This is a genomic window from Candidatus Palauibacter irciniicola, from assembly GCF_965208695.1.
GTDB classification, from domain to species: Bacteria; Gemmatimonadota; Gemmatimonadetes; order Palauibacterales; family Palauibacteraceae; genus Palauibacter; species Palauibacter irciniicola.
The window spans coordinates 898406-913308 of the sequence record NZ_OZ242352.1; the positions used below are offsets into that span (position 1 = coordinate 898406).

Annotated in this window: 8 protein-coding genes and 1 pseudogene; 6 read left to right on the top strand and 3 right to left on the bottom strand. The window is 71.4% G+C overall.

The features are described from left to right. Nucleotides 1-73: 73 nt before the first annotated feature. Together ACOGI9_RS03785 and ACOGI9_RS03790 are read left to right on the top strand one after the other, a co-directional pair. Nucleotides 74-3226 carry a PD-(D/E)XK nuclease family protein gene (locus ACOGI9_RS03785; protein WP_419858558.1) on the top strand — a complete coding sequence of 1051 codons (3153 nt, stop codon included), beginning with the start codon at nt 74-76 and terminating at the stop codon, nt 3224-3226. Further along, nucleotides 3223-6867 (top strand): UvrD-helicase domain-containing protein, encoded by a 3645-nt coding sequence (locus tag ACOGI9_RS03790; protein ID WP_419858559.1) that lies wholly within the window; start codon nt 3223-3225, stop codon nt 6865-6867. Before ACOGI9_RS03785 ends, ACOGI9_RS03790 begins: the two co-directional genes overlap by 4 nt. Before the next feature lie 3 nt (nt 6868-6870). On the opposite strand, the gene ACOGI9_RS03795 is transcribed toward ACOGI9_RS03790, so the two are convergent. Then, nucleotides 6871-7458 (bottom strand): hypothetical protein, encoded by a 588-nt coding sequence (locus tag ACOGI9_RS03795; protein WP_419858560.1) that lies wholly within the window; start codon nt 7456-7458, stop codon nt 6871-6873. A gap of 41 nt (nt 7459-7499) precedes the next feature. Here ACOGI9_RS03795 and ACOGI9_RS03800 point away from each other — a divergent pair, with 41 nt between their 5' ends. From ACOGI9_RS03800 to ACOGI9_RS03815, 4 genes are read left to right on the top strand one after another with little or no spacing between them, the layout of a single operon-like run. Further along, on the top strand, nt 7500-8651 hold the full coding sequence (locus ACOGI9_RS03800; RefSeq protein ID WP_419858561.1) for a M14 family zinc carboxypeptidase: 1152 nt from the start codon (nt 7500-7502) through the stop codon (nt 8649-8651). A gap of 35 nt (nt 8652-8686) precedes the next feature. Next, the gene (locus ACOGI9_RS03805; RefSeq protein WP_419858562.1) at nt 8687-10519 is read left to right on the top strand and encodes a M66 family metalloprotease; all 1833 of its coding nucleotides are present in this window, start codon (nt 8687-8689) and stop codon (nt 10517-10519) included. After that, on the top strand, nt 10516-11076 hold the full coding sequence (locus ACOGI9_RS03810) for a hypothetical protein (RefSeq protein ID WP_419858563.1): 561 nt from the start codon (nt 10516-10518) through the stop codon (nt 11074-11076). The genes ACOGI9_RS03805 and ACOGI9_RS03810 overlap by 4 nt, the downstream gene beginning before the upstream one ends. A 1-nt stretch (nt 11077) precedes the next feature. Next, the gene (locus ACOGI9_RS03815) at nt 11078-13081 is read left to right on the top strand and encodes a prolyl oligopeptidase family serine peptidase (protein ID WP_419858564.1); all 2004 of its coding nucleotides are present in this window, start codon (nt 11078-11080) and stop codon (nt 13079-13081) included. A 46-nt stretch (nt 13082-13127) separates the two neighbouring features. On the opposite strand, the gene ACOGI9_RS03820 is transcribed toward ACOGI9_RS03815, so the two are convergent. Continuing rightward, nucleotides 13128-13337: a hypothetical protein gene (locus ACOGI9_RS03820; RefSeq protein WP_419859313.1), complete on the bottom strand. Its 210-nt coding sequence runs from the start codon at nt 13335-13337 to the stop codon at nt 13128-13130. A gap of 439 nt (nt 13338-13776) precedes the next feature. Then, a pseudogene (locus tag ACOGI9_RS03825) lies at nt 13777-14862 on the bottom strand (serine hydrolase domain-containing protein); the annotation flags it as partial. Between the last annotated feature and the right edge of the window lie 41 nt (nt 14863-14903).

Here is a 14903-nt window from a genome sequence, read left to right on the forward strand (position 1 = left end):
GCCGCGGCGTCAAGCAGCGCACGGATCACGCGGAGTTGATAGCGCGTTGCGGTCGCGGCGATAGGTTGTGGTCATGCCCGCTCCCTCCGCCCGCCTCATCGTCTCCCCAACCGCCGCCGTGCGCTTCGACGCCGCCCGGAAATGGCTCGAAGACCAACCCTCCGGGGCGGGCGCGACGGTCATCGGCGAGACGCTGTCCGGGCCGCACGAACTGCTGTTGCGCGGGGCGCGGACGGCCGGCGCCGCGATGGGCTGGCGCCGCACCACGCTGCCCCTCCTGGCCCGCGACGTCGCGCTCTCGCGGCTCGCTGCCGACGGACGGGCGATCGGAGATGCCGTGGCCCGCGATGCCGTCGTGGCGCGGGCGCTGGCGGGGCTCGATCGGCGGCAACTCGGCCGTCTGGCGGCGGTGTCGGACACGCCCGGCTTCGTTCGAGCCGTGGGAGGCGCCGTGGACGCCCTTCGCATGGCGGGCGTCACGCCGTCCGGGGTCGCTCCCGTCGACGCGGACCTCGCCGCCTTCCAGGAAGCGGTCGAGGCGGAATGGAGGGCGGCGGGGCTGGCGGATCGAGCCGGCGTGTTCGAGGCCGCGCGGTCGGCGCTCCACGATCCGGACGCCCGGCCGGGCATCGTGGACGACCGGCTCCTGATGCTGGACGCCCGGATCTGGACGGAACTGGAGGGGCGGTTCGTCGCGGCGCTCATCGAGCGAGGCTGCGACCTGCTCGCAACCGTGCCCGAAGGGGATGACCGCACGCTGCGGGCGCTGGCGGACGCGGGTGCACGTCCCTCCGATCCCCCCCGGACCGATGGCCCCCCCGTGGGTGCGATCCAGCGCCTTCACGCGCACCTCTTCGGCCCGGCGCCGTCCGAATCCGCCGCGGACGATGCCGTGACCGTGTTCTCCGCTCCAGGGGAGGGCAGGGAAGCCGTGGAGATCGCCCGGCGGCTCACCTCGCTCGCCGAGGCCGGAACGCCCTTCGACCGGTGCGCGATCCTCCTCCGGCAGCCGGAAGATTATCGGCCATACCTGGAGGAAGCGCTCAATCGTGCGGGAATCCGTCCCTGGTTCGCGCGCGGCGTCCGCCGTCCGGACCCGGCGGGCCGGGCTTTCCTGGCGCTTCTCCGTTGCCGGGCCGAAGACTACTCGGCGCTTCGCTTTTCGGAGTACGTCTCGATCGGCGAAGTGCCGGACGAGGGAGAGGACTCGGAACGGGTGCCGCGACGCTGGGAGCAACTGCTCGTCGACGCGGCCGTCGTCGGCGGCCTGGAGCGCTGGGAGCGGCGGCTCGATGGGCTCGCCGCCGAACTCGAGTTCAAGCGCGACGCGCTGGAAGCGGAGGACGGCGAAAACCCGCGTCTCGCGCGGATCGATGGGAAGCGGGCCAATCTTGCCTTCCTCCGGGCATATGCGCTGCCGTTGCTGTCGGAGTTGTCCGAACTGCCCGCGGAAGCCCGCTGGGAGCGCTGGCTGGCCGCGCTGAACGCCCTCGCCGCCCGTTCGCTGCGGCGGCCCGGCAACGTGCTTGCCGCCCTGTCCGAGCTCACGCCGATGGGGCCCCTGGGGCCGGTCGAGCTGGACGAGGTCCTGCGCGTGCTCACGCCCCGTCTCCTGGAGGCCCCCGAGTTGCGGCCCGCGAACCGCTACGGCCGCGTGTTCGTCGGGCCCATCGACGCCGCCCGTGGGCTCGCCTTCGATGTCGTGTTCGTCCCCGGCATGGCCGAGCGCCTGTTCCCTCCCAAGATCGGGGAAGACCCGATCCTGCTCGACGAGATGCGCCATCGGCTGGCCCCCGGCCGTCTCCGGACGAACCGCGACCGCGTGCGGCAGGAGCGGCTCGCGTTCAGACTCGCGGTCGGGGCGGCGCGGAAGCAGGTCGTCCTCTCCTACCCGCGCATCGACGCCATGAAGACCCGGCCCCGTGTCCCCTCCTTCTACGCGCTCGAGGCGATGCAGGCGGCGGAAGGCCGGCTGTCCGGCTTCGAGGAACTCCAGCAGCGGGCGGAAAAGGTCTCCGAAGCGCGGATCGGCTGGCCGGCGCCGAAATCCCGCGCGCAGGCGATCGACGAAGCCGAGTACGACCTCGCGGTGCTCGACGAACTCGACCAGCACGATCTCCGCGGAGAACGCGCGGTGAAGGCCGCGGGTCATCTCCTCCACTCGAACCCCCACCTCGCCCGTGCCCTCCGCTTTCGCGCCTACCGCTGGGAGGTGCCGCGCTGGACGTGGGCGGACGGACTCGTCCAGCTCTCGGAGCGGGCCGCGGGGGCGCTGGCGGAGCAGTCGCCCGGCGCCCGTCCCTACTCGGCGACGGCGCTGCAGCACTTCGCGGCATGTCCGTACCGCTTCTATCTGCAGGCGATTCAGGGGCTGCGGCCGCGCGAGGCCCCGATCGGGATCGAGGCGCTCGACCCGCTGCAGCGTGGTTCGCTCGTACACCAGGTCCAGTTCGAACTCCTGACCCGGCTCCAGGCCGAAAGCACGAAGGACCGGCCCCTTCTTCCCGTCGGGCCGGAGAACGACGCGCGGGTGTCCGAACTCCTCGAGGAGGTGCTCGAGAAGGTGGCGGGCGACTTCCGCGACCGTCTCGTGCCGGCGATCGGCCGGGTCTGGGACGACGGCATCGAAGCGATCCGGCAGGATCTGCGGGAGTGGCTGCAGCGCGAGAGCGACAGCCCGTCGCCCTTCGAGCCGTGGCGCTTCGAGCTCTCCTTCGGGCTCCCCCGGGATCCCGACCGCGACGCGCACTCCGTGGCCGAACCCGTCGACCTGGCCGCTGGACTGAAGCTCCGCGGCGCCATCGACCTGATCGAACGGACCCCGGCCGGCGTCCTGCGGGTCACCGACCACAAGACCGGTCGCTATCGGGCGAAGGCGGGGGCGACGATCCAGGGAGGCGAACTCCTGCAGCCGGTCCTCTACGCGCTCGCCGCGCAGGCGCTGTTCCCGGAACAGCCGGTGGAGTCGGGCCGGCTCTACTACTGCACGGCGGACGGCGAGTTCCGGGACCACGTCGTGCCGCTCGACGACCGCGCGCTCCAGGCGGCCGGGCTCCTGAGCGAGATCGTGAGCGGGGCCTTCGAGGCCGGGAGTTTCCCGGCGCTCCCGCGGGAGGACGCCTGCCGCTGGTGCGACTACCGGCAGGTCTGCGGGCCCGACGAGGAACTCCGCACCCGGCGCAAGCCTCCGCCGGTCGATCTGCGGCGCCTGAGGGAGTACCCGTGACCCGGCCCGGCAGACTCGCCGACCAGGAGGCCCGCGACGCCATCCGGCACGATCTCGACGACACGCTCTTCGTCGAGGCGGCGGCGGGGACGGGGAAGACGACGGCTCTCACGGACCGGATCGTCGAGGTGCTGAGACGCGGGCTCGGCACGCTGGAGGATATCGTCGCCGTCACCTTCACCGAGAAGGCGGCCGGCGAAATGAAACTCCGGCTGCGGGCGGCCATCGAGGAGGCCCGGGTGGCCGAGGAAGACGGGGGCGCGCGTGAGCGTCTCTCGCGGGCGCTCGGCCACCTGGAACTCGCGCACATCGGCACGATCCACGGCTTCTGCGCCGACCTGCTGCGCGAGCGGCCGATCGAGGCCGGCGTCGACCCGGCGTTCCGGGTCGCCGCGGACGACGAGGCCGGACGTCTCCTCGATGGCGCCTTCGAGGGCTGGTTCGAGGGTGCGTTGGCGGACCCCGGTCCCGGCGTGAGGAGGGCGTTGCGCCGTCACTATCGGCGGAATTCGGGCGGTCCGCGCGCGGCACTGCGGGCGGCGGCCGGCAGTCTCGTGGACCAGCGCGACTTCGACGCGCCGTGGTCCAGACCCGAGTGGGACCGGGAGGCCGAACTCGACCGCGCGCTCGACCTCCTGGGGGAACTTGCCGCCTTCGCTCCGCTGGCCTCCCGCCCGGACGACTTTCTCACGCGGAACCTGCGCCACATCGAACGCGGCGTGCTGGAGATCGAACGGCGGGAGAAGACGCGCGGACGCGACTACGACTACCTGGAAGCCTGGCTGCGGTCCTTCGTGGGCGCCCGCTGGCGAGGCTGGTTCTGGCGAGGGTTCCGCTCGCGGGATTTCGGCGGCGGACTCGCGAAGGCCGATGTCGTCGCACGCCGCGACGAGGTCCGGGCGGAGGCCGAGGAGATCCTGCGGACGGCGGACGCGGACCTGGCGGCCCATCTCCGCGACGAACTCTGGCCCGTGACGGAGCGGTACGAGAGGGCCAAACGGCGCGACGGTTGCCTCGACTTCGTCGACCTCCTGCTCCGGGCGCGCGATCTCCTGCGCGACAGCGCGGAGATCCGGGCGCACTACCGCCAGCGCTTCACGCGCTTCTTCGTCGACGAATTCCAGGACACCGACCCGCTGCAGGTCGAGATCCTCCTCCTCCTGTGCGGCGAGGATTCGGAGGAGACACGGCCGGAGCGCATCGTGCCCGCGAGCGGCAAGCTCTTCGTCGTCGGCGATCCGAAGCAGTCGATCTACCGCTTCCGCCGGGCGGACGTGACGCTGTACGAGAAGACCAAGCGCCGCCTGAAGAACGCGAACGCCCGCGTGCTGCACCTGTCCACGAGCTTCCGGTCGCAGCCGCGCCTGCAGGCCGCGGTGAACGGGGCGTTCGAGGCACGCATGAAGGCGAGCGAGGACGGCAGCCAGGCGGCGTACGTGCCGCTCGCGCCCTTCCGCGCGGACGCCGGGAGCCAGCCAGCCGTCATCGCCCTGCCGGTTCCGAAGCCGTACGGACGCTTCGGAAAGGTCCGCGGAATCGAGATCGAGGAATCCCTCCCCGCCGCGGTCGGAGAAATGGTGCGCTGGCTGGTTCGCGAGTCGGGATGGGTCGTGACGGAACGGGAGCGCCCGGAGGATCCGGTCCCGGTCCAGGCCCGCCACATCTGCCTCCTCTTCCGCCGTTTTCAGAAGTGGGGAGAGGATGTGACGCGCCCCTACGTGCGTGCGCTCGAGGCCCGCGCCGTACCCCATGTGCTGGTCGGCGGCCGTTCGTACCACGACCGCGAGGAGGTGCTTGCCGTCCGGAATGCGCTCACGGCCATCGAGTGGCCGGACGACCGGCTGGCGGTCTACGCCGCCCTCCGGGGTCCGCTCTTCTCGCTCGGCGATCGTGCGCTGTTCGAGTTCGGCGTCGACGTGGGTCCGCTGCATCCGCTCGCCGGGTGGGAGCCGGACGGCGAAGCCGGCGGAAACGGGCGAAAGGAGGACGGAACGGCGCTGAAGCCCGAACTGCGGGACGTGGCGACGGTGCTCGGGCTCCTCGGCGACCTCCACCGGCATCGGAACCGGCGCCCCATCCCGGAGACGGTCCGGCGGCTGCTCTCGGCCGCGCGCGCCCACGCGGGCATCGCGATCTGGCCGACGGGCGAACAGGCGCTGGCCAACGTCCTCCGGCTCGTCGACCGGGCGCGCGCGTTCGAGCGCCGCGGCAGCCCCTCCTTCCGGGCGTTTCTCGACCGCCTCGATGACGAAGCCGAGCGCGGGCAGTCCATGGAGGCGCCGATCGTGGAGGAGGGGACCGAGGGCGTGCGAATGATGACGGTACACAAGGCCAAGGGCCTCGAGTTCCCGGTCGTGATCCTGGCGGACATGGCCTGCCCCGCGGCGCACGAGCCGCCATCGCGCCACATGGATGCCCCGCGGCGCCTCTGGGCCCAGCGCCTCTGCGGCGCGACCCCGCGCGACATCCTGGACAACGCCGAGGTCGAGCGCCGCCGCGAGATGGCCGAGGCGGACCGGCTCGCGTACGTGGCGGCCACGCGGGCGCGCGACCTGCTCGTGGTGCCGGCCCTTGGCGACGGTCGAGACGGCCTCGGGGGCTTCTCCGGGGAAGACGGCGAATGGTGGCTCGAATCGCTGAATCCCGCGGTATATCCGCCGCGCGGCGCGCGGCGTCGACCGTCCTCCGCGGAGGGTCTGGGAGCCCCGGATTTCCGCGATGAGTCCGTCCTGGACCGTCCGGATGGGAAGGGCGGTCAGCGCCCGGCGCCGGGCGACTCGGTCGCGCCGGGGCTGCATACCGCCGCGGCGGGCACGGATGTCGTGTGGTGGGACCCCGCCGCGCTCGATCTCGACGCGGATCCGCGCGCGGGCGATCGCCAGCGCCGATTGCTCGAGGTCGAGAGGGAGGAGCAACCCACTCTGGATGTCGAGGCGGGGCGCGGCGCGCACCGGGAGTGGCAGGCGGCTCGCGCGGCGAGGTTGAAGGCCGGGGGACGCCGGACGATGTCGGTGACCACGGCCCGGGCGATCGCGCGCCGCGCCGCCGAAGCGGCCGACGCCGGCGACCCGCCCCGCTCCGACCCGCGTGTCGCGTGGATCGACGTGCCGCGGCCGGAAGCCGAGGGGCCGGACGGGGCGGGGCGTCCGGGCGGCGAGCGCTTCGGCGATCTCGTTCACCGCATACTCGCCACGGTGTCCCTCGACGCCGATTCCGGCGCGGTCGAAGGGCTGGCCGGAACGCTCGGTCGCGCGCTGGGAAGTCCCGAGTCCGAAATGGTCGCGGCGGCGGCTCTGGCGGTGCGCGTACTGGAACACGAGGTGCTCGACCGGGCACGGGCCGCCCTGGCCTCCGGGCCCGGCGCGGTCCGTCGCGAGGTCCCCGTCTTCCACGCGGGCGAAACCGCCGGACTGGACGGGCAGCAGGACCGGGATCGCGGCGCGGGCATCGTGGAGGGGGTCGCGGACCTTGCCTTCCGCGAGGTCACCGGCTCCGGCCCCCGGTGGACGGTCGTCGACTACAAGACGGACCGCCGCCCCGCCGCCGCGCGCACCGAATACGAGGTGCAGGTCGCCTGCTACGTCGAAGCCATCGAGCGGGCCAGCGGGGAACCGGCCCGGGGGATCGTGCTGGCGCTCTAGGAGCTAGGCGCCGTACTTCCGGCGGTGGAGTTCGGCCGCCCGTTCGGACCATTCCTGGAGCCGGATCCGCGCGCCGAGCCCCCTGCCGAGGGCGTCGAGGTCTTCGGAGGTCCACCGGGCCAGATCGAGGTACGTTCGGTAGCCCATTTCGTTCAGGCGTGCCTCGAAGGTGGGGCCGATCCCCTTGATGCGCGTGAGATCGTCGCGCTCGCGCACGGCCCCGGCGCCCACTCCTTCCGTGGCGCGGGGACGCGCATTGCGCCTGCGACCCGCTCGCGTCCGCGGGAGGCCGGCGCGACGCGCCGGGGCCACCATCCCGCCCAACTCGGGGTCCAGCTTCGAGAGACGGGTGTAGAGGCTGTCCCGCTCGGCCTCGACCTTCCGCCGCGCCGCCTCCGATTCGCGCCGCGCACGCTCCAGCACCCGCCGAGCGTCCTCTTCGATGGCGGACAGGCGGTTGTCGAATCGACGCTTGAGCGTCAGCTCTCTTCCGGCGATCTGGCGGCCACGGATCCACGAGCCGACGAAAAAACCTGCCAGGGCAGCCAGCATCAGCCCCAGAACGACGATCGGGGTCAGGAAATCCATCATCTTCGATCGGACTCCGGGTTCCGGCGTATTCCCCCCGCGAGGTGACGCGAGGGGGAGCCCAATGTAGGGTGACGGAGGACACCGCCCAACCCCGGCACGACCGGAAGCGGGATCCGAAGCTGCCGGTGCGGAAGGAGCGTCCGATCGAGATCCCGCTGACAGAACGGTTCGACCGGATCATGGCCTCGCGGGACATCCCCGCAGGTGCCGGGCGCGTCCTCGGGTCTTCCCGCGAAGGGCGGCCGGTCCCGGGTTACCGCTTCGGACGGGGGCCCGAGGCCGTGAGCCTGCTCGGCGGCTGCCACGCCGACGAACCGGTGGGTCCGCGCCTCCTGCGTCGTCTCGCCGGCTACCTGGCGGGACTCGACGCGGAGGATCCGATGCTCACCCGCCATCAGTGGTGGATCATCCCGCACATCAACCCGGACGGCGAGCGCCGCAACGCCGCGTGGCAGGACCCCGATACGGACGCGTACGATCTCGGGCGGTACCTGGCGGGCAAGGTGCGGGAACTGCCCGGCGATGACATCGAATTCGGCTTCCCGCGCGACGACGCCGATCCCGGAGCGCGGCCGGAGAACCGCGCGGCCTACGACTGGTGGCGCACGTGCGATCGACCGTTCGTGCTGCACGCCTCTCTGCACGGCATGGGGTTCGCCGCGGGTGCCTTCTTCCTGATCGACCGCGCCTGGGAAGACCGCTGCGAAGCGCTGAAGGCCGCCTGCCGTCAACGCGCGGGGGCGCTCGGTTACGCGCTGCACGATGTCGAGCGTCACGGGGAGAAAGGCTTCTTCCGCTTCGAGCGGGGGTTCGCCTCGCGGCCCGACTCGAAACGGATGGCCGGCCACTTCGAAGCCCTGGGCGACGCCGCGACGGCGTCGCGCTTCTGGCCGAGTTCGATGGAAACGCTGCGTTCCTTCGGCCACGACACGCTTACCCTCGTCTCCGAGATGCCGCTTTTCATCCTCCCAGGCGTGGGGGACAGGCCGGGCCCTCCGGATCCGGTCGCCGAACGCTGGAAGAGACGGATCGACGGTTGGAGGAACGAGTTGTCCGCGGGGGCCGCGCCGGACGCCATCTCCGCCGCCGCGAGGAATAACGGGCTGGTCCCGATGCCGGTGCGCGACCAGATGATGCTGCAATGGACGTTCATCGCCGCGGGGTTGCGTCAAACGCGTGTTTCGGCGTCGTGACCGCCACGGACCGCCAGGCGTTCGGCTTGCCCGCGATGAGGCGGGCGAACAAGGTGGGCAGCGTGAACAGGCGATTTCTATTCGTGGCCCTCTCGGCGGCCGGCTGCAGCGACCTCGCATCGCAACCCGAGCGGGTCCCGGGCGCGGTCGAGCTTCTCCCCGCCACCGCCACCGTCCTCGAGGGCGAGGCCGTCCGGTATCGGGTGCAAGTGCTGGACGAGAGCGGCGCGGCCTTCAACAGGATCCCGGCCTGGGCGCCTCCGCGCTGGTCCGCGGCCGATCCGTCCGTCGCCGCCGTCGGCTCGGACGGCGAGGTCATCGGCCTCGAGGGCGGCCACGAGACGCGCGTTGCCGCGGAGGTGGCGAGCCTGCAGGGCGGCGCCTGGGTGAGGGTGAACCCCACCAGCGTGAAGATCGAAGCGTCCGCCGTGCACCTGACGCAGGCGGTCCAGACGCTGGGCGGGGACATTCCTCTGATCGGGGGCCGGCCGGCGCTCCTCCGAGTCTTTGTCACGGGTGACAAGACGAGCTTCTATCGTCCCCGCCCACGGGCGACCTTCTACGAAGACCGTGCCCCGATCCACTCGATGCGGCTGGATCCGGCGGCAGACCGGATCCCTGTGGAGCTCGACGAGGGGAAGCTCGACCGATCGTTCAACGGGGTCGTTCCGGGGGAGGTCCTGCGACCCGGTGTCGAACTGGTCGTGGAGCTGGATCCGGATGGCCTCGTGCCGGCGGTCCCGGGAAGCGCCCGGCGTGTACCGGCCGAAGGGCGCCTGAAACTGGATGTGCTGACCGTTCCCCCAATGCGTCTGACGGTGGTGCCGGTGTTGCACTCCGCGGATGAGGAGACGGTGCTGACCTGGGTCGACGGGATGACGGCGACAGACGCCAGGATCGCGTTCGTGCGCTCCATACTCCCGATCGGCGAACTGGAACTGACGGTACACGAGCCCTACCGGACGACAGCGGACCTGAAGACCGCGGCAGGCTGGCTGGGGCTCCTGCGAGAGATCAGCGTGCTCCGGCTCACGGAGCGACGACGGGACTATTACTACGCCGCCCTCGCGGCGCCTGCGAGCGCCCCGTTCAAGGGATTGGGCTATATCGGGAGGCCGATCGGCATCGGAATCCTCGATATCGACACGTTCGCCCACGAACTGGGGCACAACATGGGGCTCCGGCACGCTCCCTGCGGCCTGGCCCTGAACCCCGATCCGGACTTCCCGTACGAGGACGGCTCCATCGGCGTCTTCGGATACGAGACGCGGCGCGGGAACACGCGCATGGTCGATCCGGCCGAGTATCGGGACCTGATGACGTACTGCGACCCGAGCTGGATCAGCGACTATCATTTCGTGAAGGCGATGGAGTTCCGTCGGGAGCACGAATCGCTGATCCTGCGGAACGTCGATCCCGAACCGACGCTGCTCCTGTGGGGGAATGCCGGCGCCGGGGACCTTCTGCTCGAGCCGGCCTTCGTCATCGACGCGCCCCCGACGACACCGACCGAGGACGGTCCGTATCGCCTGGAGGGGTTGGACGCGGCGGGCCGGTCCCTGTTCACGTTCTCCTTCACGCCGGACGAACTGGAGTACGGCGGTGGACAGTTCGCCTTCGCGATTCCCTGGGAGGGCCGATGGGGCGGTCCCGACGGACTGGATCGGGTCGAACTCTCCGGTCCGGACGGCGCCGTCGCGATCGGGCGTTCCGGGGGTCGCGCGGCGGCCCTGGTCCTGGACCCGGGCACGCGCCGTCTCCGCGGCATCCTGCGCGACCCCGGGACGGCGCCCCCGTGGGCGGAGGGGTTGGATGTCCTGATCAGCGACGGAGTCCCGCGCGAGGGGATCCCGGGGCCGCGGCGATGAACGACCCGCGGCTCCGCGCCGGCTTCGTGCTGGCGCTGGTCATGGCTGCCGGCATGCCGATCGCCGGCCGCGCCGCCGCCCAGACATCCGTCGAAGCACGGAGCGGTCTCGCGGTGGGGAATCACACGTCCACCGCGGCGGGTCTCGAGTGGGCTCCCGCCCTGTCGTACGAAATCCGGATTGCGCGTCGACTGCGCCCGCAGGTCGCCGTTTCCGCCGGGTATGTCCGTACCGCCTTCGGCTGCAGGGAGGGATTCTGCCGCGGGAGAGAGCCGACGGTCACCGGCCACCACGCCGCCCTCGGTGCGGAGCTGTCGCACGGCTCGCTGTGGGGCCGCGTAGGCATCCTCTACGGAACGACGCGCATCGGGACGGAAGGCGAGACCCCGCAGGCGGGTCCCGGTCTGGAGGCCGGCGCGGGACTCCGCCTTCGCCTCGGCCCTGCGCGCATCGGGCCGGGCCTGTCCTGGCGGCGCATGTCCGCCGACACCCCGTCGAGTACCGACCATGCCGTCGCGCTCGGCTTCGATCTGGGCGTCGTATTCGAATTCGACTAGTGTGAACACCACGCTGGTGTCGCTCGGCCCACAGATCCCGGAGGCCCGGATGCGCCAACCACACCGCCGGTCCCGCGCCCCGCGCCGCCGCTTCCACGCGACGGCAGCCTTCTCGCTCCTGTTCGCGGCCGCGTGCGGGGCGCCCGGAGATGCGGCGCCCGGCGGGGGAGCGGCGATGGAGCTCGACCTCACGCTCGACAACATCCACCGGAACAACACGGGCGTCCGCGGCGTCTCGATCTCGCCGGACGGCCGGCACCTCGCGGTCTCCGGCTCGGGGCCGGACGGTGCGGGGCTGTATCTGGCGGCTCGCGGCGAGGAAGGCGGCTTCGGGACGCCGCGCTTCTGGCTTCAGGGCTCGAACCCGGTCTGGGCGCCCGGCGGCGACCGGATCGCCTTCTCGGCCGGCGGCCAGGTCCACGTCGCGGATGTGGGCGATGTCGAAGCGCGCCCGCTGATGGACCGCATGGAGGGTGTGCGGGCGCCGGCCTTCTCCCCGGATGGGCGGACGATCGCGTTCTACTCGACCGCGAGCGGCCACCAGGACATCTGGCTCGTGCCGGCCGACGGGTCGACCCCGCCGCGCCAGCTGACCGAGGCCGCCATGGCCCTCGACGATCCGCGCTTCGCGCCCGCCTGGCGGCCGGACGGCCGCGAGATCCTCTACGTGTCGAACGCCTCCGACTACTGGCACGACGATCTCTGGCTCGTTGACGTGGAGACGGGCGGCCGCCGGCAACTCACCCGCTCGCTGATGGCGATGTCCACACCCGTTTGGTCGCCGGAAGGCGACCGGATCGCCGTGTTCGGCACCGCCAAGGATGAGTACTGGTACGAGGATCTCTCCTACATCTACGTGATCGAGGGCCCGGAGGCGGGCGCCGGGGCGTCGGAGCGCATCGTGGACATGCAGGTCTACGCGACGGACGCGGCGATGCGGCACGCCCCGTCCTGGTCGGCGGACGGCGCGTTCATCTACTTCCCCTACCTCGAACGCGGCACGACCAACGTGTGGGCGGTGCCGGCCGCCGGAGGGGTGGCCACGCGCGTTACGCACATGGGAGGGACGATCTCCGGCGTCAGCCACACGGCGGGCGCCGGGACCGTCGCCTTCGTCCACTCGTCGCCGACGCGGGGAGGGGAAGCGCACGTCCTCGACCTCGGCGGCGGCGTACCGGAGCGCCTCACCTCGTTTTCGCCGTCCTGGCGGTCCGTGGCGGCGCCCCGGGAGATCGCCTTCCCCAGCTTCGATGGACTCCGGATCCAGGGCTTCCTCTACCGCCCGCCGCAACTGGCGCAAGGGGCCACCTGTCCGGCGCTCGTCCAGGTCCACGGCGGCGGGACGAACTCCTACCAGCAGGGTCTGAGCCTCACCGAACAGTACCTCGCCTCGAAGGGGTTCGTAGTGCTTGCGATCAACTACCGCGGGGGATCCGGCTTCGGGCGCGAGTTCCAGGACCTCTCCGTCGAGGACTGGCTGTGGGACCAGGCGCGGGATGCGGGCGCGGCGGCCGATTTCCTGCGCACGCTCCCGTACGTGAACGGGAAGGTGGGGATCTACGGCGGCAGCTACGGCGGGAGCATGTCGCTGTCGGCGATCAGTCTGACCCCGGACAGGTTCGACGCGGCCGTCCCCATGCGCGGCGCCTACTCGAAGCTGAACACGCTCGAGTACACGGACCGGCTGGGGAAGATCTTCTCCGTCACCGGACACGGCGGTACCCCGGAGGAACGCCCCGACACGTACGCCAAGAGCAACGTCGTGTCGCGCATCGCCGACATCACGGCGCCCGTCCTTCTCATGCACGGGGAACTGGACCGCCGCGTGCCGATCCAGAACTTCGAGAACGCGGTGGCCGAATTCGAGCGGCTCGGCAAGAGCGTCGAGGTGAAGACGTACCCGGACGAAGCGCACGGTTTCCGGAACCCGGACAATCGCGTCGACACCTGGTCGCGCCTGGAGGAGTTCTTCACCCGGCACCTCGGCGGCTGCGCCACGGGCTGAGTCCCGCCGTCACGGCGTACAGCTACGCGAACCGCCTGTACGTCCGCTAGGGCACGCGTTCGAAGCGGCCGTAGTAGTCCAGCTCGACGCCCGTCACGCGCGCGGTGTCGTCCAGCAGGAACGAGACGCCGATCCGGACGTCGCCGAACCACATGTCGAACCGGTCGACGTGCCAGTGCTCGAGCGGCATGCGCACGGGACGTTCCCGACCATCGAACTCGGCCACGAGCCGCAGTTCGCGGCCCCGACTCGCCAACGCCGTTCGCGGATCCGTTGTCCGCCCCGTTGCGTGCGGCGCCCGCCGATGCGCTCGCGGCCGGACGTTCGTGCACTCCCGGCGTCCCGTCCCACCGTCCCAGCCGGCCCTCGGCCGGCATCAGCGGCGGCACCTCTTCGTCCGTCAGGCGAATGCGCAGCTCGCCGGCGTAGCCGTTGCGGTAGGTCCCGGCGTAGGCCTCGAGCGGCACCGAGGGACCCTGGTCCAGCCGGGCCGCCTGCCGCGCCTCCTCCGCCTCGAAGGTCCGCCGGTTCCCATCGGCGACGTTCCGCTCGAATTCCGCATGCCAGTCGCGGTTCCGCAGCTCCTCTGTGCCCACGAAACGCGCCATCGCCCACTGCGTGAGCACCCACGGCAGTTCCGAGTTCCGGTTCGTCGTCGCCCACACGCCGAAGCCCTGTTCCGGCGCCAGCGCGATCGAGCAGTTGAACCCCAGCGCGTTCCCCCCGTGGCCCACGCCCGTGACGTCCCCGAACCTTCCCGTCGACCAGCCCATCGCGTACGCGCCCGGCCCCTCGAACGGCATCCAGCTGCTCGGGTTCCGTATCACGGTGTGGGGCGTGTGCATGAGTTCGACGGATGACCGGGAGAGCGGCGGGTTCGGGTGGGTGCCGACATGGAACCGCATCCACTCGGTGATCTCGTCCGCCGACGTGATCACGCCGCCCGAGGGCACGGTGACGTCCTCGGCGTACTGCCAGGGCACGGGCTCCAGCGGCATCCCCGTGGTCGCCGCGTTCCCGATGAACCGCCGCTCAATGATGGCATGCGGTTCGGCGTGGTTCGGGCTCGCGTTGGCGGGCGCCATGCGCGCCGTCGTCGTCGTCATCCCCAGCGGATTCCAGAGCTTCGCGCGCGCATAGGAGTCCCAGTCCGTTCCGGAGACGGTCTCCACGAGGTGACCCGTGAGAACGAACATGTCGTTCGTGTAGCCGTAGCGATCACGGAAAGCGTGGTCCGGGTCGGTGTGGGGGAGGCGCATGAGATAGTCTCGCCGGTCCGTGACGAGCGGGCGCAGCGGCTGATTGCTCCCGGTTCCGACGCGGTGCGTGACGATGTCGCGTACGCGGATCTCGCGCGTCGTCCACGGGTCGTGGAGACGGAACCACGGGATGTGGTCCGTGATGCGGTCATCCCAGCGCAGCTTCCCCTCTTCGACCAGGGACGCGATGGTGGCGGCTCCGAACGCCTTCGAGCAGGAGCCGATGCTGAACAGCGTCCCTGCGTCCACCGGCGTGTCCCGACCCAGTTCGCGCACGCCGTAGCCGGTGGAGAGATAGCTCTCGCCCTCGTACACGATGGCCAGCCCCAGTCCGGGAACCTCCCACCGGGCCATCGCGTCCTCGACCCACGCGCCGATCTCTTCGACCGTGGGGGGAGGCGGGGCGGGAGACTGCGCCTGCGCCGCCTGGGCCGCGAGCAGGAACGCTGCTCCGAGAAGCACCGTGGCCGGTACGCCGCGGCGCCGCGCTGGCTGCATGGAAAGACGGTTCCGGGATGTCATTACGGCCTCCTGCTCAAGTCGCCGGACGGTTCGACCGGCGT